Genomic DNA, 18,414 nt, shown 5'->3' on the forward strand with positions numbered 1-18,414 from the left:
AAGTTTTGCCATGATTTCAACCGTTACCAGCTCACGGCTACCCGCCACCACGGTCGCAGAGCAGGCAGCCGACGCTCTGCGTCGCAAGATCATCGCGGGCGAGTTGCCTGAGGGGTATCAGCTCAGGCAGGACGCGCTCGCCGCCGAGTTTGGCGTCAGTCGTATTCCGGTGCGCGAAGCGCTGGTGCAACTGGAGGGGGAAGGTCTCGTGCGTATCGTGCCTCATAAGGGCGCGGTGGTATCCGGGCTTTCGATTCTCGAGATCAACGAGCTTTTCATGCTGCGCGGGTTGCTCGAACCTGTACTTCTGAAGAAATCGGCGCCGAAATTGACTCAAGCCGATTTCGCGGAACTCGACGCGATCCTCGCCGAGTATCACGAAGAGTTGCATGCCCAGAACCCTTCGCGATGGGGTGAATTGAACACGCGCCTGCACGACGTGCTGATGTCCAAGGCAGAACAGCCGCGTACTTCGGCAATCGTCATCGGCCTTTTGCAGCAGACGGACCGCTACACGCGCTTGCAACTGTCACTGAGCGCCGAGAGTTGCCGCCGCGCCGAAGAAGAACACAGTGAGCTAGTCCGGCTTTGCAAAGCCGGAGACTTTCGAGGCGCGGCCTCCCTCCTGAAGCGTCACATCGATCACGCTTGCAGCGAGCTCGAACAATTCATTCTGTCCCGCAGACGCCTCTGACGAGGGCTGCCGTTACTTTCACAAGTAACCTGCGGTGTATCGCTCCGGCACGAACAGGCTTCAGATCTTCTCGAAGGTGATGTCCTGCGCACCTTCCCATAGCACCTTGACGCCTAGCTCGCGAAGCTTTTCCTTGCCCTCGACGATCGTCAGGAAGTGATTGCCCGCGAGTTGCCCCATCTTGCTCGCGAACAGGCACGACCCGTAAGCCATGATAATTTCAGTTTCACTGTAGCCGCCCGGATAGAACAGGATGTCGCCGACCGAAGGATGGCTCGTGTGATTTTCGAAGCCAACCGCGACGCCATCGTTTTCGAGCTTGAATTCACCCAGCGGCACCCAGCAGCCTTCGCCGCTCCAGCGCACGTGAATGATTTTTTGCGTATACGGCAACAGCTTCAGGAATGCCGCGACGGTTTGCGGTGCATCCGGATTCGTTTCGGCAATGAAAGTCAGGCCGCAGGAAGTGATGCGAAGTCGTGTCATTTCGGTGTTCTGTCGATCAAGGGTGACAGGAAGCAGGCCAGCGAAGCCCATGCGTGAACATGGGGTGAGGCATGTTCAACGCTGGTCGGCCGGCATACGGAACCTGTGGGTTGCGCACATTCTGTCGACGACCACGACGCATCGACAGTGACAATTATTTTGTATTCGATCAGGCCAGTTTCAGAACCGAATCCAAGCCGAAGCATCCTTATCTGGCGTCCTGGGAGCGTTGGCGAAACGTCGAGGGCGTCGATCCATGCCGTCCTCGAAAGAACCGCGTAAAAGCGCTTTGAGACGAAAAACCCAGTTGTTCGCTAATCTCAGCGAGACTGATGCGAGTCTCGCTGAGCAGCCGGCAAGCTTCCTTGAGCTTGACGCGCGTCTCGAGTTCGGTGAAGTGCAAACCCTCTGACTGCAACTGCCGCCGCAATGTCCACCGTGAAGTACTCAGCCGCTCGCAAATCTGCGCAAGCAGCGACGAAGACGTATGCAGATCGTCGCATGGGCTCGAGATGATTTCACTGATTAAATTTTCAATGCTGTTAGAAAGCCGATGGCCCCGTTTAATGCGCAGTAGTTCCTGTTCAGCCTGTTCGCGCAGAAACGGCGCCAACGCAGCGTTGTACTGGATGAACGGCGCATCCAGCAACGCCGAGGCGAACTGCAGCCTGTTCGCCTCGGCGTTGTAACGCACCCGCTCGCCAAAAAACGCGCTCGGATCTTGTGAATCGGGCAGCGTCGGTCCCATCACGGAGACACGAAACACCGTGCGTCGCGCGACGTCATAAGCCCGGATGAGATTCGCCATCACCTGAAAATTGGCGAGTGCCTGAAAGCCATTGTTCGGCGCGAATTCCGCGATGTATTCGAATTGCGCGAAGTCCGGCGTTTCCTTGAAAAATAGAAAATCGAATTCGCCGATTAGCGGGCGGAACATCTGAAATGACTCTAGCGCCTCACGCAATGTGCGCGCATTGAGGCAAAGGTTACCTAACACGGGGAAATCGGGGAACAACATGTGCGACCCATCCGGCACTGGCCGGCACGTGCCCCCTACATACGCGATTAACTCTACGACGCGCTTATGCCGCTCACCATCGATCCGGCCGTTTTTGTCGGCCAGATCCCGCGCGCTGACGCCCGTACGCGCCGTGAATACTTGCGGCGACAGACCGGCACGCTCGGCGCCTTCCATGGCAAAAAGAGTAACGCGATTCGAAACGGTACGACCATGGCTGGAACAGCGGGCCGGCATCCTGAATGACATGGGCTTGAAGAGAACGATCGTCCCGTGATGATGCGTAGACGCTGTCGCTCACGTCACCAGGACTTACCATGACTTGCTTCATGGTCCGTAGAGCGCGGCAACGCGTGGTTCATCTTCCGCAAAGGTACGCCGCATAAGCGCGCTACTGTCTTCGATCCGCAGCCTTGCATCGTCTTACACGCCGCGCTCCATTGGGATCAAAACTGCACCCAGCGGTAAAACGTCGTTTGAAATGAGTCGGTAAAGTGGCGCACGGCTATTTGTAATATTTTCCGGCCGCCCTTAAAGAATCCCCGATCTCAGGAGACATGGATGCAAATCTTCACAAGGTCAGCTATTCGCAGATCGGCATTGACGGCATCGGGCACCGCACTCGCGCTAGGCTTGTCCGCCTGCGGCAACAGCGAACCGCCTGCCACGCCTGTCGCGCAAATGGACTTCGGCCATACGACGTTGAACCAGATTACTAAAGACGGCCTGAAGTTCAAGGATATGGACAAGAACGGTCAACTCGATCCGTACGAAGACTGGCGATTGAGTGCCGATGTCCGCGCGCGAGATCTGGTCAATCGCCTTACGCTGGCTGAAAAAGCAGGCCTGATGATGCACGGCACCGCGCCGGTATTGAACGACACGACAGGTTCAGGCACGGGCTCCTCATACGATCTGGCTACGCTTCAGACGCAAATCAATCAGCAGAATATCAGTACCTATATCACTCGCATGAGTGCCGATGCGAACACCATGGCCGCCCAGTACAACCAGATTCAGGCGCTGGCGGAGCAATCCCGGCTTGGCATCCCGGTATCGATCAGCTCGGACCCGCGCAATCATTTCCAGTACGTGCTGGGTGCAAGCGCGGGTGGCAGTGGTTTCTCCCAGTGGCCTGAAACGCTCGGCTTTGCCGCCATCGGCGACGCAACGCTAACGCGAAAATTCGGAGATATTGCGCGCCAGGAGTATCGTGCGGTCGGCATTACCGAAGCGCTTTCGCCGCAAGCCGATGTCGCGACCGAGCCGCGCTGGCCCCGCATCAACGGCACCTTCGGCGAAGACGCCGATCTCACCCGTACGCAAGTTCAGGCCTATATCGAAGGCTTTCAGGGCGGCAGCAACGGCATTCAGGCGAATAGCGTCATCGCCGTCGTCAAGCATTGGGCCGGATATGGTGCACAGAAGTCGGGGTTCGACAGCCATAACTACTACGGTCGCTATGCGACCTATCCGGGCAACAACTTTGCCTATCACCTGAAGCCGTTCGAGGGTGCATTTGCAGCCAACGTCGGCTCCGTGATGCCGACTTATTCCGAACCTGACGCAATAGTGACCGTCGACGGCATCACACTGGAGCCCGTCGGCGCGGGGTACGACAAGGCTTTGTTGACCGACCTGCTGCGCGGGAAATATGGCTTCAAGGGTGTGATCGTGTCGGACTGGCTGGTAGCCGATGACTGTGACGCGAATTGCCTGAACGGCGTGTCGTCAGGCTCACCTTCGTTCGTCGGGCTTGGAATGCCGTGGGGAATGGAAGGTGCCACCCGTGTGCAGCGTTTCGTGAGAGCGGTCAATGCCGGCATCGACCAGTTTGGCGGAGACGACGATCCGAGTGACCTCATCGAGGCCGTCAATCAGGGGCAGTTGTCCGAAGCGCGTTTGGCGGATTCGGCCTATCGAGTCCTTCTGCAAAAATTCCAGCAAGGATTATTCGATCATCCCTATGTCGATGCGAGCGCGGCGAGCACGATCGTCGGGAACGCCGACTTCCAGGCTCAGGCGCTCGACGCGCAGCGCCGCTCGATGGTTCTGCTGCAAAACAACGACAAGCTACTGCCGATGACGGCGTCCGGCAAGAAAGTCTGGCTGTACGGCATCGATCCGGCGGTGGCGCAGCAATATGGCTATCAGGTCGTCGATACGCCGCAAGCCGCGGACGTTGCGATTCTGCGCGTGAGCACGCCGTATGAAATACTGCATCCGAACTATATGTTCGGCTCGATGCAGCATGAAGGCAGTCTCGCGTTCGTGGACGGCAGTGCGGACTATGAGGCGATAAAACAGGCCGCGCTCGCACCCAGGTCGATCGTCTCCATTTACATGGATCGGCCCGCGATTTTGACCAACGTTCAGGACAAGGCCACCGCTATCCTCGCTAATTTTGGCGTGACTGATGCGGCTCTGTTCGACGTGCTGACCGGGAAGGGTCAACCGCAAGGGAAGCTGCCATTCGAGTTGCCGTCGTCGATGGCGGAAGTCACCGCGCAGCTGGAAGACGTGCCGCACGACACGGCGCACCCGTTGTATCCCTTCGGATATGGCCTGACGTATTGACGCTCGTCGATTCCGGAAGGCGCCGGAGCGCCGCTTTCACCGCGGCGCTCCGGCTCTTCTCTCATTGCTGGAAATTGCGCGCTCAGAAGAACCCGAGTGCTTCCGCCTGATAGCTGACGAGCAGACACTTCGTCTGCTGATAGTTCGACAGCGCCACCTTGTGCGTCTCGCGGCCGATGCCCGACTGCTTGTAGCCGCCGAACGTCGCGTGCGCCGGATACAGGTGATAGCAGTTGGTCCACACGCGTCCCGCCTCGACCTCGCGGCCCATCCGGTACGCGCGCGTGCCGTTGCGCGTCCACACGCCCGCGCCGAGCCCGTAGAACGTGTCGTTCGCGAGTTCGATCGCGTCCTGCTCGTCCTTGAACGTCATCACCGACGCGACCGGTCCGAAAATCTCCTCCTGGAACACGCGCATCCGGTTGTTGCCGAACAGCATCGTCGGCTTCACGTAGAAGCCCGAGCCGAGCTCCGCGGCCGGCGCGGTACGCTCGCCGCCCGTCAGGCACTGCGCGCCCTCGCCGCGGCCGATGTCGATGTACGACAGAATCTTGTCGAGCTGCTGCTGCGAGGCCTGCGCGCCGATCATCGTCTGCATGTCGAGCGGATGGCCTGCCTTGATGCGCTCGACGCGCGCAATCGCCTTCTCGATGAAGCGCTCGTAGATCGATTCCTGGATCAGCACGCGCGACGGGCACGTGCACACTTCGCCCTGGTTCAGCGCGAACATCGCGAGCCCTTCGAGCGCCTTGTCGAGGAACGCGTCGTCCTGGTCGAGGACGTCGGCGAAGAAGATGTTGGGACTCTTGCCGCCTAGTTCGACCGTCGACGGGATCAGGCTGTCGGCGGCCGCGCGCAGAATGTGCTTGCCGACCGGCGTCGAACCGGTGAACGCGATCTTCGCGATCCGCTTGCTGGTGGCGAGCGCTTCGCCCGCTTCCTTGCCGAAGCCATTCACGATGTTGACCACGCCTGGAGGGAACAGGTCGCCGATCAACTCCATCAGCACGAGCACTGACGCGGGCGTCTGCTCGGCGGGTTTCATCACGACGCAGCAGCCGGCCGCGAGCGCCGGCGCAAGCTTCCATGCGGCCATCAGCAGCGGGAAGTTCCACGGGATGATCTGGCCGACGACGCCGAGCGGTTCGTGAAAATGATACGCAACGGTGTTGTCGTCGATTTCCGAGATCCCGCCTTCCTGCGCGCGGATGCAGCCCGCGAAATAGCGGAAGTGGTCGATCGCGAGCGGCAGGTCGGCGGCCATCGTCTCACGCAGCGGCTTGCCGTTGTCGATCGTCTCGGCAACAGCGAGCTGCTTCAGGTTCTTTTCCATGCGCTCGGCCGCGGCGAGCAGCAGGTTCGAGCGCTCGGTCACGGACGTCTTGCCCCATTTGCGCCGCGCGGCGTGCGCAGCATCGAGTGCCAATTCGACGTCGGCGCCGCTCGAGCGCGGCACGCGGCAAAACGGCTGACCGTTGATCGGCGATACGTTCTCGAAATAGTCGCCGTTGACTGGGGGCACCCATTTGCCCCCGATGTAGTTGTCGTATTGCCGGCGGTACGGGTATTCGATATCGAGGCCGAGTTGCTTCAAATCAAAGAGATTCATTCGATGTCTCCGGTTCGTGATGCTGGCTGGGGATATTTCGCTGCGGGGGTGAAACAGTTGTCATCGACAGGTGGCGGCGTAGCCAGCACGCTCACGCGCAGTGCCGACATGACCGAGTCGATGAGTCCATCGGGCGGCGCCACACCCGTTCGGGAAAGCGCCTGCTGCACGCTGACCACACGCGCGGCGTCGTAGTGCCTTCCGCTCTCGATGGCATCCTCGAAAGCATTGGCGCGCTGGTTGATCTCCTGCGGATCGGCACTGACCAGCAATACCGCGTGAGCCAACACGGCATGCAGTGGTGCCTGCGGCCCATGCGCGGCCGACCGGACGCTACGCCAGTATTGCGCGGTGCCGGCGATCTTGCGGGCGTCGTCCGGCGGCCCCCACGCGAGGTTGAAACGCCCGTCGCAAAACGAGCCGTCTACCGCCTGCCAATGCGTCTGAAGCCCCAACGTGCTCAGCGCGTCACGCAGGATGTCGCACAGATGCCGATAGATCGACTCCGACAGCGCGCCCATGGTGCCCCGCACCGGATAGGCGAGGCTCAGGTTGAGAATGCCCGGTCCCTGCGGCACGAGCCCGCCGCCGGACATGCGCAGAAAAACCGGGCAGCCGTGCCGCGCGAACTCGGCGCGAGCAGGTTCGAAGCCAGCGAAGCGCCGGTAACTGCGCGGCACCACGAGCGACAGCGGACCCTCCCACAGATGCGCGACGCACCGGCCCGTCTCGGCGAGCGACAGCAGCGCCGTCTCCGCCGCGAGGGGATCGGCGGCACCGGCTTCGAAGTCGACGATGTCGAATGGCATAGGCACGTGAATGGGCTGAAAGCGAGGACCGGAGCGATGCTTCGCAGCCTAGTGGAAGGTAAAGCCGCCGTCCACGTTGACCGACTGGCCGGTAACGTTGTCCATCGTCGCGAAGAACAATGCCATTCGCCCCATATCCTGCGGCGTCTGCGCGCGCCCCTGCGGAATCAGCGTGAGCTGGTGGCGAGCCCACGAATCCTCCACCGATTCGCCGTCGTTCTTCCATTCGTCGGCCAGCCTGTCCCACATGTAGGTGCGCACGATGCCGGGGCAGATCGCGTTGACGGTGATGCCCTCCTGCGCCACCTCCTTGGCCAGTGCGTTGGTGAATCCCACCACCGCGAACTTGGAAGCGCTGTAGTGCGCGAGGTTGGGAAAGCCTTCCTTGCCCGCGATGGATGCCACGTTGATGATGCGCCCCGACTGCCGTGCGCGCATCGGCCCCAGCGCTGCCTTGCAGCCGAGGAAGGTGCCTTTGGCGTTGACGCCCATCACGAAGTCCCAGTCTTTCTCGGTGAGATTCGCGACCGGGTGGATGCTGATCACGCCCGCGCAGTTGACCAGAATGTCGAGCCCGCCCAGCTCGGCCACGGCCTGGTCGACCATCGCCTGCACCTGCGCGGCGTCGGTCACGTCCACGCGGCGCACCAGCGCTTTGCGGCCCAGACCTCGTACGGCCTCCTGCGTGGCGCGCATGTCGTCCTCCAGCAGGTCGGCGATGAGGATGTCGGCGCCGGCCTCGGCCAGCGCCATGACGATGCCGCGGCCGATGCCGCGCGCGCCACCGGTCACGACGGCCGATTTGCCAGCCAGAGGAAGAGAAGCCTGCTGCATGAGAGTCTCCTTGGTGTTGGTGTCCTAGCTTCGCCTCATCCGGCTACGGCCCAACGGCCGCAGACCCGGACAGGCAGATAGGCTCCTCCTGCAGAGGAGCCCATGCTCACTTCATTCTGGGCTGAACGATGATTTTCACGGCTGATTCATTGTTGTGGATCAAGGTGTCGAATCCTTGCGAAATCAGGTCATCCAATTGAATGCGCTGGGTGATGAACGGCTCCAGATTGATCTTGCCGTCCTCTACCAGCTTGATGGTTTCCTGATGGTCGTTGCAATACGCGATCGTCCCGCGCACGTCCAGCTCCTTCATGACCACGCTGTGTATGTTGATGGTCGCCGGATGACTCCAGATGGACACGATCACCACCACGCCGCTTGATGTGGTCGCGGCCACCAAAGTGTCCAGGACCTTGTTCACGCTGGAGCATTCGAACGCCACGTCCACACCCTTACCGCCGGTGATCTTCAGCACTTGCGCGACCACATCCACTTCGGTCGGATCCAGGATGTAATCGGCGACGCCGGATTCGCGGGCTTTTTCCTTGCGCGCGGCGCTCAGCTCCGTGACGATAACGCTCAGGCCCTTGGCTTTCAGAATCGCTGACAGCAACAGGCCAATAGGGCCCGCTCCACCGACCAAGGCCACATCGCCAGCCTTGGCGCCGCTGCGGGTGAAGGCATGGTGGCCCACCGACAGGGGCTCGATCAGGGCAGCCTGATCGAGCGGAATGGCTTTGGAGATCGGATGCACCCAACGGCGTTTGACGGCGATCTTTTCGGACAAGCCGCCGCCACGGCCACCCAGGCCGATGAAATTCATGTTCGTGGACAAGTGATACTTATCGCCCGGCCCCGTGGGCACGTCGTCGGCCACGATGTAGGGCTCCACCACCACATGCTGGCCGACTTCGATATCGTTCACGCCTTCACCCACCGCATACACCACGCCGGAAAATTCATGGCCCATGGTGACGGGAGCAGACTCCTTCGAGATCGGATGCGGATGGCCACAAGGCGGGATGAAAATCGGCCCCTCCATGAATTCATGCAAATCCGTGCCGCAGATACCGCACCAGGCCACGTCAATGCCGACGGTGCCCGGCTCCACGACAGGCTCGGGTATGTCTTCGATGCGGATATCTCCGCGATCATAAAAACGTGCTGCTTTCACGATTCAAATCCCTTAATTGGTTTATTTCGAATGAGGTAATCCAGGCCACTCGCCGCTTGCTGCGCCATGGCGTCGAAGCGTCCTGGAGATCGGCAGACTTACCTTGAGATGTGGCGCTCAGCACAGTATTCAGAACGTCATCGCCAACGCAGACCCGCTTGCTTCACGGGTTCAGATGCCGGCGCAGCAGTGCATTCACCTCGTTGGCCTTTTCCATCTGCGGCATGTGGCCCGCGCCGTCGAGCACTTCCACCTTCGCACCGGCGGGCGCGGCCTCGGCATGGCTGCTCGGAATGACCCGATCCTGGCTGCCCCAGATCACCAGCACCGGCTTGCCGAAGCTGCCCAGCGCCTTGCCGGGCTGTTCGCTCTGCTTGCCGCCGCCGAACAGTTGGGTGCCTAGCGCGCCGAGCGCTTCGCTCACGCCGTCCAGGCGCTTGTACTTGAGCAGATCGTCCAGCAGTTGGCGGCTCACCAGCGAGGTGTCGGCGAACAGCAGCTCAGCCACGGGTTTGAGTTCCCGGCGCGAATCGGTACGCACGAAACCGTCGGTATAGTCGGCGTTGACCTCATCGCCGAAGCCGGCGCTGTCGATCAGCGCCAGCGAGGCCACCTTCTGTGGCGCGTCCACTGCGAGCTGCGCGGCTACGCCGCCGCCCATCGAGTGGCCGACCAGGTGCGCCGACGCCACGCCAATGACATCCATGAACTTGCCGACGAAAGCCGCCTGCTCCTTGAGCGTGGTGCCAGCCAGCTTGATCGCGGACTGCCCGTGCGCCGGCAGGTCGAGCGCGATCACCGGATGTTTCTCGGCCACCGCGTCGAGATTGAACAGCCAGTTGTTCAGGTCGCCGCCGAAGCCGTGAATGAACAGCACGGGCACGCCCTGCTCCGGTCCACGCCGCGCGTAACGCACGCGGATGCCGTCGACCTCGGCGTAGTCGAACGCGGGGCCTGCGTCCTCGTCCTCGTCGGTGACGGCCGGCACTTCGAACGCGGCGATGTACGCATCGACCTCGGCATCGCTCACGTCCGTCTCCGCCAGCACGCCGAGCAGCGCCTTGACGGGCAGCGTCTCGCCGCTCTGCGCGACGATGCGGCGCAGCAGTCCGGCATCCGGGGCTTCCACCGCGTTGGAGATCTTGTCCGTATCCACGTCGAGCAGCGACTGCCCGACTTCGATGCGTTCGCCCTCCTTCACCAGCCAGTCCTGCACGGTGCCTTCGCGCATCTCCAGCCCCCACTTGGGCATCACGATCGAGATGATGTTAGCCATCAGTGTTTCCCTCCTGCCATCGTGCGGCGTGCCGCGTCCGCGATCTGCGCGGCGCTCGGGATGTAGAGATCTTCGAGCGTCGGCGAGAACGGCACCGGCGTATGCGGCGGGCAGACCATCTCGATGCCGGCCTTGAGCGCGCCGAACGCGTGCTGCGCGACCTGAGCCGAGATGTCGGTGGCGATATTGCAGCGCGGGCTGGCCTCGTCCACCACGACCAGGCGGCCGGTGTTCTCGACCGTTTCGAGCACGGTGTCGATATCGAGCGGCGACAGCGTGCGCAGATCGACGACCTCGGCCTCGATGCCCTCCTTGGCGAGCGTCGCGGCGGCATCCAGTGCCCGATGAACCATCAGGCCGTAAGTGACGATCGATACGTGTTTGCCATCGCGCACGATGTTGGCCTCGCCGAACGGGATCGTGTACGAGTTCTCCGGCACCTCGCCTTCGAGGCCGTACAGGTTCTTGTGCTCGCAGAAGATCACCGGATCGTTGTCGCGGATCGCCTGGATCAGCAGCCCCTTGGTGTCATAAGGCGTGGACGGGCACACCACCTTGAGGCCGGGAATGTGGGTGAACAACGGCGTCAGCATCTGGCTGTGCTGGGCGGCGGCCCGGAAGCCGGCGCCGACCATCGCGCGAATCACCACCGGCGTTTCGGCCTTGCCGCCGAACATGTAGCGGAACTTCGCGGCCTGGTTGTAGATCTGGTCGAAGCACACCCCCATGAAGTCGATGAACATCAGCTCGGCGATCGGCCGCATGCCGCACGCGGCTGCACCGATTGCCGCGCCCACGTAAGCGGACTCGGACAGCGGCGTGTCGAGCAGGCGGTCGCCGTGCTTGGCGTACAAACCCTTCGTCACGCCGAGCACGCCGCCCCACGCGTCTTTCTCGCCATCCGCTCCGGCGCCGCCGACGATGTCCTCGCCCAACATGATGACGCTCGGGTCGCGACTCATTTCCTGGTCGATCGCTTCATTGATCGCCAGCTTCATGCTCAATTTACGGGCCATGGTCAAGTCTCCTGATTCGATGATTGGATCGGTCGTCTCACGCTGTTTTCAATAGCTGACGTAGACGTCCGTGAGCAGGTCTTCGGGTCCCGGCAGCGGGGCCGCTTTGGCTTCCACGACCGCGCGCTCGATCAGCGCCGCGACCTCGCGATCGATCGCATCGAGCTCGTCGCGCGAAAGCACGTCGGCTTGCGTCACCACCTGCGCGAATTTCCTGAGGCAGTCCTTATTGTTGCGAATGTCGTCGAGCTCGCCGGGCGCGCGGTAAGTCTGCGCATCGCCTTCGAAATGGCCGTAGAAGCGCACCATCTTGCATTCGAGCAACGACGGGCCGCCGCCCTCGCGCGCGCGCCGGATGACCTCGCCCGCAGCTTCGTGCACGGCGAAGAAATCGGTGCCGTCCACCGTCACGCCGGGGATGCCGAAGCCGGCTGCGCGGTCGACGTAGCTATCCACGGCGGTGCCGTATTCACGCGCGGTCGATTCGGCATAGCCGTTGTTCTCGATCACGAAGATCACCGGCAGATTCCAGACCGCCGCGAGATTCAGGCTTTCGAGAAAGGTGCCCTGGTTCGACGCGCCGTCGCCGCTGAACGTGATGCCGATCTCGCCCTTGCCGCGAAATTTAGCCGCCAGCGCCGCGCCGCAGATCAGCGGTGCACCCGCGCCGAGAATGCCGTTCGCGCCCATCATCCCCTTGGAGAGATCCGCGATATGCATCGAGCCGCCCTTGCCGTTGCACGAACCGCCCTTGCGGCCGTAGATCTCCTTCATCATCGCGACCGGATCCACGCCCTTGGCAATGCAATGGCCGTGTCCACGGTGCGTGCTCGCAATGCGGTCGCCGTCGCCGAGGTGATGCAGGATGCCGACCCCGGCCGCTTCCTCGCCGGCATAAAGGTGGACGAAGCCGGGAATGTCGCCGCGGCCGAAGTCGACGTGCAGCCGCTCTTCGAAATCGCGAATCGTGCGCATCTTGCGATAGACCGAGAGCAGCGTCTCCTTGTCGAGCGGCAGCCGACCCTGCCCTGCTGCGGTGTCTCTTTCCATGTCAGTCTCCTATTTCAGGTTTGGGTGGTGGTAGAGGTGCAAAACCCGGGAACGGGCAGGCGCGTGCCTGCGCCGCTGCGCATCAGTTGCGCGTCTGCCGCATAGCGCATGCAGGCGGCGACGTCGATGCTGAGAAAAGCGTTCTCGTACAAGGTGACGAATACTTCGTCGTGCTGACCAAAGGCCAGCTCGCGCTCGCCGTCGAGCGCGACGATGCCGGTGTGCTGTTGCACGCGCCGCGGCACGGCATGTTCGAGGCGCTGCCAGCAGGCGATCGGCACCGGACGCATCAGTCCGGGCGCGATCGGCGCTGTCAACTCGAACGCACAATGGCCAGGGCTGCCCAGTTCGATGGCAAGGCCGCCGGGCTCGAACCGGTCGACCGGTTCGAGCAGGCCGGCAATCGCGGACAGGCCGATCGCCTGCGGGCTCGCGTACGACACGTAGACCGCCGCCAGCGTGTCGGTCTTCCAGACGGCGCGCGCGCCGATGTATTGCTCGCGGGAGATCACGGCGTCGACCAGCGCGATGTCGCGCCGCACCGCGCCGTTCGGCTCGCGGATCGTCACGTCGAGGCGCTTGTTGCTCGCGAGCGCGTGCGACGCCGGGATGCGTCCGCTAGCGAACAGGCCGGTCGCGAGTCCGGTGATGGTGGGCTCGCGCATTTCGGGAAAGGCGTTGTTGGTGCCGGTGGAGATCCCAACGATCGGCACCTCGCCGCACTCGCGGACCACCGCGCGATGCGTCCCGTCGCCGCCGAGCACGACGATCGCGGCCACACCGGCCTCGCGCATCATATGGGCGGCGCGCAGCGTGTCGTCCACGCTGCCAGTGACCGGCATGTCCAGGTAATCGACCGCCGCGAGCGCGGCGTCGGGCCCCTGGGCGCGCGACAGATGCCGGTGCAGCATGACCCGCAGTCCTTCCCGGTCCGGCATCATCAGCACGCGGTCCACGCCGCCGGCGGTCAGCGCGGCCAGCAGCCGCAGGACGATGTTCACGCGATCCGCCAGTTGCAGGCTGTTCGCGTTGGCGATCACCCGGCGGATATCGCGTGCCGAAATGGGGTTGGCGATGATGCCGACCAACGGCGGACGAACCGGGAAAGGTTCGCGCATGCCTGTCTCCTATGTATTCGTTCTGACAGGCGAAGCTATTGCAACGGCTATGCCAGTGCCGTATCGCACGAAACCGGCGCAAAACTTAGGGGATTACCCGCGCAATACGGGCATGAAAAGCAGATCGGGGACGTGTCACTGTGACAGATGTCACAGCGGCAGTTGCATCAGGGTGGACACGCGTATCGCACCGGACGCGACGGCTGCACGTTCAGTCGAACATTCGGCCGCACATTCGGTCGCGCATTCAGCGCCGGATGTCGTCCGCACCCGTGTCGCAGCGGTTGGGCGACTGAATGCCATAGCGCGCCATGCGGCGGTACAGCGTCATGCGGCTGATGCCGATCTGGCGCGCGACGGCGCTCAGGTTCCAGCCCGAGGCGCGCAGGTACTGCATGAGCAGCATGCCCTCGGGCGGCAGCGCGTGCCGGTCCATTGCATCGGTCGAATGCACTTCGGACGCCACGCGCTCTGTTACAACCGCCACGGCTGCCTCGCCGATGCCTTCCGGCAGGTCGTCCGCTTCGATGCGGCCATGGCTGCAAACCGCGCGCGCATATTCGAGTGCATTGCGCAGTTCGCGCAGATTGCCCGGCCAGCGATGGTGATGCAGCCGCTCACGTGCCGCCTCCGAGATCGTGAAGCCGGGCGCGCCCTCCGGCACGGCGAGTAGCTTCTGCACCAGCCAGTCCAGATCGCTGCGCTCGCGCAGCGGCGGCAGCACGAAGCGCGCGCCGTTGAGACGGTAATACAGGTCCTCGCGAAACCGCCCGCTGCTGATCAACTGATCGAGCCGCTGGTGGGTGGCCGAAATCACCCGCACATCGACGGGCACCGGACGCGAAGCGCCGATTGCCTGCACCTCGCCCTCGGCCAGCACCCGCAGCAAACGCGACTGCAACTCGCGCGGCATGTCGCCGATCTCGTCGAGGAACAGCGTGCCGCCGTTGGCCTCCTGAATCAGGCCGCGCTTGGGCCTGGACCCGGCACCCGAAAAGCTGTTGGGCAGATGCCCGAACAACTCGCTTTCGATCAGCGTTTCGGGAATCGCCGCGCAATTGACCGCGATGAACGGACCGTGGCGGCGCGAGCTGGCTTGATGCAGCGCCTTGGCGAAGAATTCCTTGCCACTTCCGGTCTCGCCGTTGATGAGCAGATTGATTGGCGAATCGATCAGCTTGGCGGCGCGCTGCAATTGCTGCTGCAATGCCGCATCTCCACCACATAGCGCCGCCAGCTCGGTCGGCAGAGCAGGCGGCGCGCTGTCCGGCATCCCATGCTGCAAACGCAGCACCGGCGGCATGACGCTCAGGTAGAGCCGCTTTCCGCTGTGGCTCAGCCGCACGACGCGCTGCTCGCTGGGTCGCGAATAGACGAAGTGGCCCAGATCTTCCGGGCGTGCATCGAACAACGCGTCGAACCGCATGCCGAGCAACGACAGCCCCGTCGCATCGACACCCGGCTCGGCTATCAGCATTTGCTGGGCGCGGTGGTTATGGCCGGAGATTCGGCCATCGGCGTCGAGCGCGATCAGGTACTCCGGATTGACGTCGAGGAACTCGGGCGCCGGGCTGAGCTTGAGCATCCAGTCCTGCCTGTGCTGGCGCAGAAAATAAGCGTCCTCGATCTGATGGGCGTACATGCGCACCAGTTGCAGCGCAAGCATCTGACTGTACTTGGCCTGCGGTGAACTCAGCGCGGAGATATCGAGAATCGCGTTGAGCTGGCCATACGAATCGAACAGCGGCGCCGCGGTGCAGGTCAGCGGAATATGTGTCGCATCGAAATGATCGGCCTGATGCACGGTCAAGGCCTGGCCGGTCGCCAGCGCGGTACCGACAGCGCAAGTTCCGGCGCCGTTCTCGCTCCATTCGGCGCCCGGATAGAGGCCCGCGCGGCGCAGAGCGGCATCCGCACTGGTATTGCCCAGGTAGTCGACCGTGACGCCGTCGGCATCCGTCAACAGCACCACGTAGCCCATCCCCGCCACCTGGCCGTACAGGGTTTCGAGGCCGTGGCGGGCAATCCGCGTGAAATCGTCGATGCGTTGCTGGTGTTCGCGCAAGCGCATCTGCGGCAGGATGCGCGCTTCCTGCATGCGGGACGGATCGAGACCGTACTGGTGCACGCAACGCCGCCACGAGCTCTGGATGATCGCATCGTGCGCGTGTGCGACTGCCGACGACTCGCCGGTGGTCGTCAGGACTACTGTCTCGATGTGCTCGCGTTGCCGCTGGTCCATCGCTGTCTCCTGTGTACTAAGCGCCTCATGCCAAGTGCGACGGTACTGACCGGCATGCAACTTCGGCTCAGCTGTCAGGCGGTGCCTTTGGGAACGTCTTCCAGCACAACACTATTGTGGGCTGTCAGGGAGTCGGCATCATCGTTTTTGAAAATGCTGTACCGGGCGCGGACTTAATAATGTATCTGACGGCCACCGGATTGTACAAACCTGGCTCGCAAGACCTTGCGCTTTCTTTGCAGTTCCTTTGCGGTTCCTTTGGGTTTCGGAAGCTGCGGGTGGCGTACACGTGTACACGTAGCATCCGGTGTTGATGCGACTGTTGCGCTGCCTGATCTTTTGCAGCGCAACATCCGCGTGCGGCGCGGCTGGAGCGGGAGAAGTTCTGGAGAGAGGCTGACGCGACCGATCAGAAGATCAGGCGAGTCTCACCGGGGTTTCCGCCAGGGTTTCCGCCTGTCTTGCCGATCGCAAAGGCAGCGATTCGACGCTGACCGGCGTCAAGCCTTCGATATTCCGGCAGCCCATCAGACGCATCGTGGTACTCATTTCTGCTTTCAGGATGCGAAGGACGTCGTCCACACCGGACTTTCCGCATGCCGCGACGCCGTACAGCGGCGCCCGGCCAAGCAGCGTCGCCGATGCGCCCAGCGCGATCGCCTTTACGACGTCCGCTCCCCGCCGTATGCCGCCATCCACGAAAATCCGCAGATCGCCGCCGACAGCCTTCGCTACCCCCGGCAGTACGTCCATCGATGTCGGCGCGCTTTCCAGCTGCCGCCCGCCGTGATTCGACAACACGATGCCGTCCGCCCCCGCATCGCGCGCAAGCAGCGCATCTTCCACGGTCAGAATGCCTTTCACGAGCACCTTGCCCCGCCAATGGCGACGTATCCAGCCGATATCGGACCAGCCGAGCGTCAGATCCATCTGCCGGCTCAGTATCGCCGCGTGGCGCATCAGGTTCGCGGCCTCCCCGACGCTCCTCGCGATATTCACCAGCTGCGGGGATCCATGCGCGAGCATCTGCCACGACCAGCGTGGGTGGGCAATGCAATCCGCGATCAGGCGCGCGGATGGACGCAGCGGCAACTGGAATCCGTTGCGTACGTCGTGATCGCGGATGCCGTGCACGGGCGTATCGACGGTCAGCACGAGCGTCGAGAAACCCGCGGCACCTGCGCGCCGCATCATGTCTTCCGCGATGCGCCTGTCCTGTTGCACGTATAGCTGCAGCCATAGCTCGCCGTCCGGCACGGCGGCGCGAACGGACTCCAGCAACGACGTGGATGCGGTGGACAACACGAATGGCAATCCGGCATCCGCAGCCGCGCGCGCGAGCATCTCGTCGGCTTTCGGCCAGAACAGGCCATTGAGCCCGGTCGGACCAACCACCATCGGCGCTGCAATTTCCCTGTCCCACAGCGACGTCGACGTCGAGCAGTACGAAACATCCGTCAATACCCGTGGGCGAAGCAGCCATTGCGCGTAGGCGTCGCAATTGCGCCGCAGCGCCCCGCCGCCCTCACTGCCGCCTTCCAGGTAGTCGAACGCAAGACGCGATAGCCGCCGCTTTGCGGCCGCCCGATAGTCATCGACACAAGCCAACTTCCGATTCGCCAAATGGCCCCCCAATCATGACGATTGCAATACAATTACATCGATCGAAAAACGATATCCCCGCTCAGACTCCATGCGAAAATCCGACTCCAAAGCAGACGACAAAGCGGTTGCACGTTCGTCGCTCTTCATCGGTTCGACCGAAAAAACCTTTCGCGTGCTGCATGCGTTCGACGGCCCCAACCGGCACATGACGCTCGTCGACATCGCGCGAGCAGCGGCGCTCGATCGCAGTGCGACACAGCGCGTCGTTCACACGCTCGAAGCACTCGGCTATCTGTCTCGCGTGCCGGATACGCGCAGCTACGGCCTCACGTCGAAAATGCTCCAGTTTTCGTACAACTACATCCGGGCGAACGAACTGATCGATAAGGCGTCCCCCTACCTGCTCGAGATCAGCCGCCATCTTGGCGAAACCACCAACCTGCTCGAGCTCGACGGGCACGAGATCGTGTTCGTCGCCCGCTTTCCGGGCCGTCACCTCGTCAATGTCGACATCGTGGTCGGCGCACGCCTGCCGGCCATGTTCACGGCATCGGGCATTGCGATCCTCTCGCGGCTGCCCGAACAGCAAGTCAAGCAGATCCTCGCGCAGACCCGGCTCGAACCCATGACCCACTACACCGAAATCAAGCCGGAAAAGCTGCTCGAACGTATCCGCCTCGCGGCTCGCCGCGGCTACGCCGTGATCGAAAACGAAACCGTGCTCGGCGACATTTCCGTCGCGGCGCCCATCACCGACCACGGCGGAACCGCCGTCGCGGCGATCAACATCGCCGTTCCCACGACGCGCTGGTCGGTCGAGAGCGCCGAAGGCGAACTGGCCAAGCATGTCCAGGTTGCCGCAACCTCGATTTCGAAAGCGCGGCTCCCCATGTACCGGCGCTGACT

General features: G+C 62.6%; 16 protein-coding genes. 4 read left to right on the forward strand and 12 right to left on the reverse strand.

Going from position 1 to position 18,414, the window contains the following annotated elements; all coding sequences use genetic code 11:
• Positions 1-10 precede the first annotated feature (10 nt).
• Entirely contained in the window at positions 11-694 is a 684-nt protein-coding gene (locus B9Z01_RS19810; protein WP_085486095.1) for a GntR family transcriptional regulator, read from the forward strand.
• A gap of 60 nt (positions 695-754) precedes the next feature.
• Here the strand turns inward: B9Z01_RS19810 and B9Z01_RS19815 are convergent, their stop codons facing one another.
• Positions 755-1,180: a DUF3830 family protein gene (locus B9Z01_RS19815; protein WP_085486097.1), complete on the reverse strand. Its 426-nt coding sequence runs from the start codon at positions 1,178-1,180 to the stop codon at positions 755-757.
• A 208-nt stretch (positions 1,181-1,388) separates the two neighbouring features.
• Entirely contained in the window at positions 1,389-2,351 is a 963-nt protein-coding gene (locus B9Z01_RS19820) for a helix-turn-helix transcriptional regulator (RefSeq protein ID WP_244196101.1), read from the reverse strand.
• Here B9Z01_RS19820 and B9Z01_RS36315 point away from each other — a divergent pair.
• Both B9Z01_RS36315 and B9Z01_RS19825 read left to right on the forward strand, forming a co-directional pair.
• Complete coding sequence (locus B9Z01_RS36315) at positions 2,265-2,444, forward strand: hypothetical protein (RefSeq protein ID WP_244196105.1); 180 nt, start codon at positions 2,265-2,267, stop codon at positions 2,442-2,444. The genes B9Z01_RS19820 and B9Z01_RS36315 overlap by 87 nt on opposite strands.
• Positions 2,445-2,879: 435 nt before the next feature.
• Positions 2,880-4,775 carry a glycoside hydrolase family 3 protein gene (locus B9Z01_RS19825; RefSeq protein WP_244196086.1) on the forward strand — a complete coding sequence of 632 codons (1,896 nt, stop codon included), beginning with the start codon at positions 2,880-2,882 and terminating at the stop codon, positions 4,773-4,775.
• Positions 4,776-4,857: 82 nt separating this feature from the next.
• Here B9Z01_RS19825 and exaC read toward each other — a convergent pair whose 3' ends face one another.
• The 10 genes from exaC to B9Z01_RS19875 form a co-directional block, all read right to left on the reverse strand.
• On the reverse strand, positions 4,858-6,384 hold the full coding sequence (exaC, locus tag B9Z01_RS19830; RefSeq protein WP_085486104.1) for an acetaldehyde dehydrogenase ExaC: 1,527 nt from the start codon (positions 6,382-6,384) through the stop codon (positions 4,858-4,860).
• Positions 6,381-7,193, reverse strand: a complete 813-nt coding sequence (locus tag B9Z01_RS19835; protein WP_085486106.1) for a lipoate--protein ligase family protein — start codon at positions 7,191-7,193, stop codon at positions 6,381-6,383. Before B9Z01_RS19835 ends, exaC begins: the two co-directional genes overlap by 4 nt.
• Positions 7,194-7,241: 48 nt before the next feature.
• Positions 7,242-8,027 carry an SDR family NAD(P)-dependent oxidoreductase gene (locus tag B9Z01_RS19840; RefSeq protein WP_085486108.1) on the reverse strand — a complete coding sequence of 262 codons (786 nt, stop codon included), beginning with the start codon at positions 8,025-8,027 and terminating at the stop codon, positions 7,242-7,244.
• A gap of 106 nt (positions 8,028-8,133) precedes the next feature.
• Entirely contained in the window at positions 8,134-9,201 is a 1,068-nt protein-coding gene (locus tag B9Z01_RS19845) for a 2,3-butanediol dehydrogenase (protein ID WP_085486110.1), read from the reverse strand.
• 163 nt (positions 9,202-9,364) lie between these two features.
• Entirely contained in the window at positions 9,365-10,477 is a 1,113-nt protein-coding gene (locus B9Z01_RS19850) for an acetoin dehydrogenase dihydrolipoyllysine-residue acetyltransferase subunit (protein WP_085486112.1), read from the reverse strand.
• On the reverse strand, positions 10,477-11,493 hold the full coding sequence (locus tag B9Z01_RS19855) for an alpha-ketoacid dehydrogenase subunit beta (RefSeq protein ID WP_085486114.1): 1,017 nt from the start codon (positions 11,491-11,493) through the stop codon (positions 10,477-10,479). The genes B9Z01_RS19850 and B9Z01_RS19855 overlap by 1 nt, the downstream gene beginning before the upstream one ends.
• Before the next feature lie 48 nt (positions 11,494-11,541).
• Complete coding sequence (locus tag B9Z01_RS19860) at positions 11,542-12,543, reverse strand: thiamine pyrophosphate-dependent dehydrogenase E1 component subunit alpha (protein ID WP_085486116.1); 1,002 nt, start codon at positions 12,541-12,543, stop codon at positions 11,542-11,544.
• Between the two features lie 14 nt (positions 12,544-12,557).
• Positions 12,558-13,661, reverse strand: coding sequence for an ATP-NAD kinase family protein (locus B9Z01_RS19865; protein ID WP_085486118.1), 1,104 nt, complete (start codon positions 13,659-13,661; stop codon positions 12,558-12,560).
• Positions 13,662-13,908: 247 nt separating this feature from the next.
• Entirely contained in the window at positions 13,909-15,903 is a 1,995-nt protein-coding gene (locus B9Z01_RS19870; protein WP_085486120.1) for a sigma-54-dependent Fis family transcriptional regulator, read from the reverse strand.
• A 417-nt stretch (positions 15,904-16,320) separates the two neighbouring features.
• Positions 16,321-17,511 (reverse strand): alpha-hydroxy acid oxidase, encoded by a 1,191-nt coding sequence (locus tag B9Z01_RS19875; protein ID WP_085486122.1) that lies wholly within the window; start codon positions 17,509-17,511, stop codon positions 16,321-16,323.
• Between the two features lie 85 nt (positions 17,512-17,596).
• Here B9Z01_RS19875 and B9Z01_RS19880 point away from each other — a divergent pair, with 85 nt between their 5' ends.
• Positions 17,597-18,412 carry an IclR family transcriptional regulator gene (locus tag B9Z01_RS19880; RefSeq protein WP_085486124.1) on the forward strand — a complete coding sequence of 272 codons (816 nt, stop codon included), beginning with the start codon at positions 17,597-17,599 and terminating at the stop codon, positions 18,410-18,412.
• The last annotated feature ends 2 nt before the right edge of the window (positions 18,413-18,414 follow it).

Origin of the sequence: Paraburkholderia susongensis, assembly GCF_900177725.1 — a bacterium.
In the GTDB taxonomy this organism is placed as follows: domain Bacteria; phylum Pseudomonadota; class Gammaproteobacteria; order Burkholderiales; family Burkholderiaceae; genus Paraburkholderia; species Paraburkholderia susongensis.

Coding starts and splice junctions, on each gene's coding strand:
- B9Z01_RS19810 (WP_085486095.1), top strand. CDS start 11: ATGATTTCAACCGTTACCAGCTCACGGCTACCCGCCACCACGGTCGCA.
- B9Z01_RS19815 (WP_085486097.1), bottom strand. CDS start 1,180: ATGACACGACTTCGCATCACTTCCTGCGGCCTGACTTTCATTGCCGAA.
- B9Z01_RS36315 (WP_244196105.1), top strand. CDS start 2,265: ATGCCGCTCACCATCGATCCGGCCGTTTTTGTCGGCCAGATCCCGCGC.
- B9Z01_RS19825 (WP_244196086.1), top strand. CDS start 2,880: ATGGACTTCGGCCATACGACGTTGAACCAGATTACTAAAGACGGCCTG.
- exaC (WP_085486104.1), bottom strand. CDS start 6,384: ATGAATCTCTTTGATTTGAAGCAACTCGGCCTCGATATCGAATACCCG.
- B9Z01_RS19835 (WP_085486106.1), bottom strand. CDS start 7,193: ATGCCATTCGACATCGTCGACTTCGAAGCCGGTGCCGCCGATCCCCTC.
- B9Z01_RS19840 (WP_085486108.1), bottom strand. CDS start 8,027: ATGCAGCAGGCTTCTCTTCCTCTGGCTGGCAAATCGGCCGTCGTGACC.
- B9Z01_RS19850 (WP_085486112.1), bottom strand. CDS start 10,477: ATGGCTAACATCATCTCGATCGTGATGCCCAAGTGGGGGCTGGAGATG.
- B9Z01_RS19855 (WP_085486114.1), bottom strand. CDS start 11,493: ATGGCCCGTAAATTGAGCATGAAGCTGGCGATCAATGAAGCGATCGAC.
- B9Z01_RS19860 (WP_085486116.1), bottom strand. CDS start 12,543: ATGGAAAGAGACACCGCAGCAGGGCAGGGTCGGCTGCCGCTCGACAAG.
- B9Z01_RS19865 (WP_085486118.1), bottom strand. CDS start 13,661: ATGCGCGAACCTTTCCCGGTTCGTCCGCCGTTGGTCGGCATCATCGCC.
- B9Z01_RS19870 (WP_085486120.1), bottom strand. CDS start 15,903: ATGGACCAGCGGCAACGCGAGCACATCGAGACAGTAGTCCTGACGACC.
- B9Z01_RS19880 (WP_085486124.1), top strand. CDS start 17,597: ATGCGAAAATCCGACTCCAAAGCAGACGACAAAGCGGTTGCACGTTCG.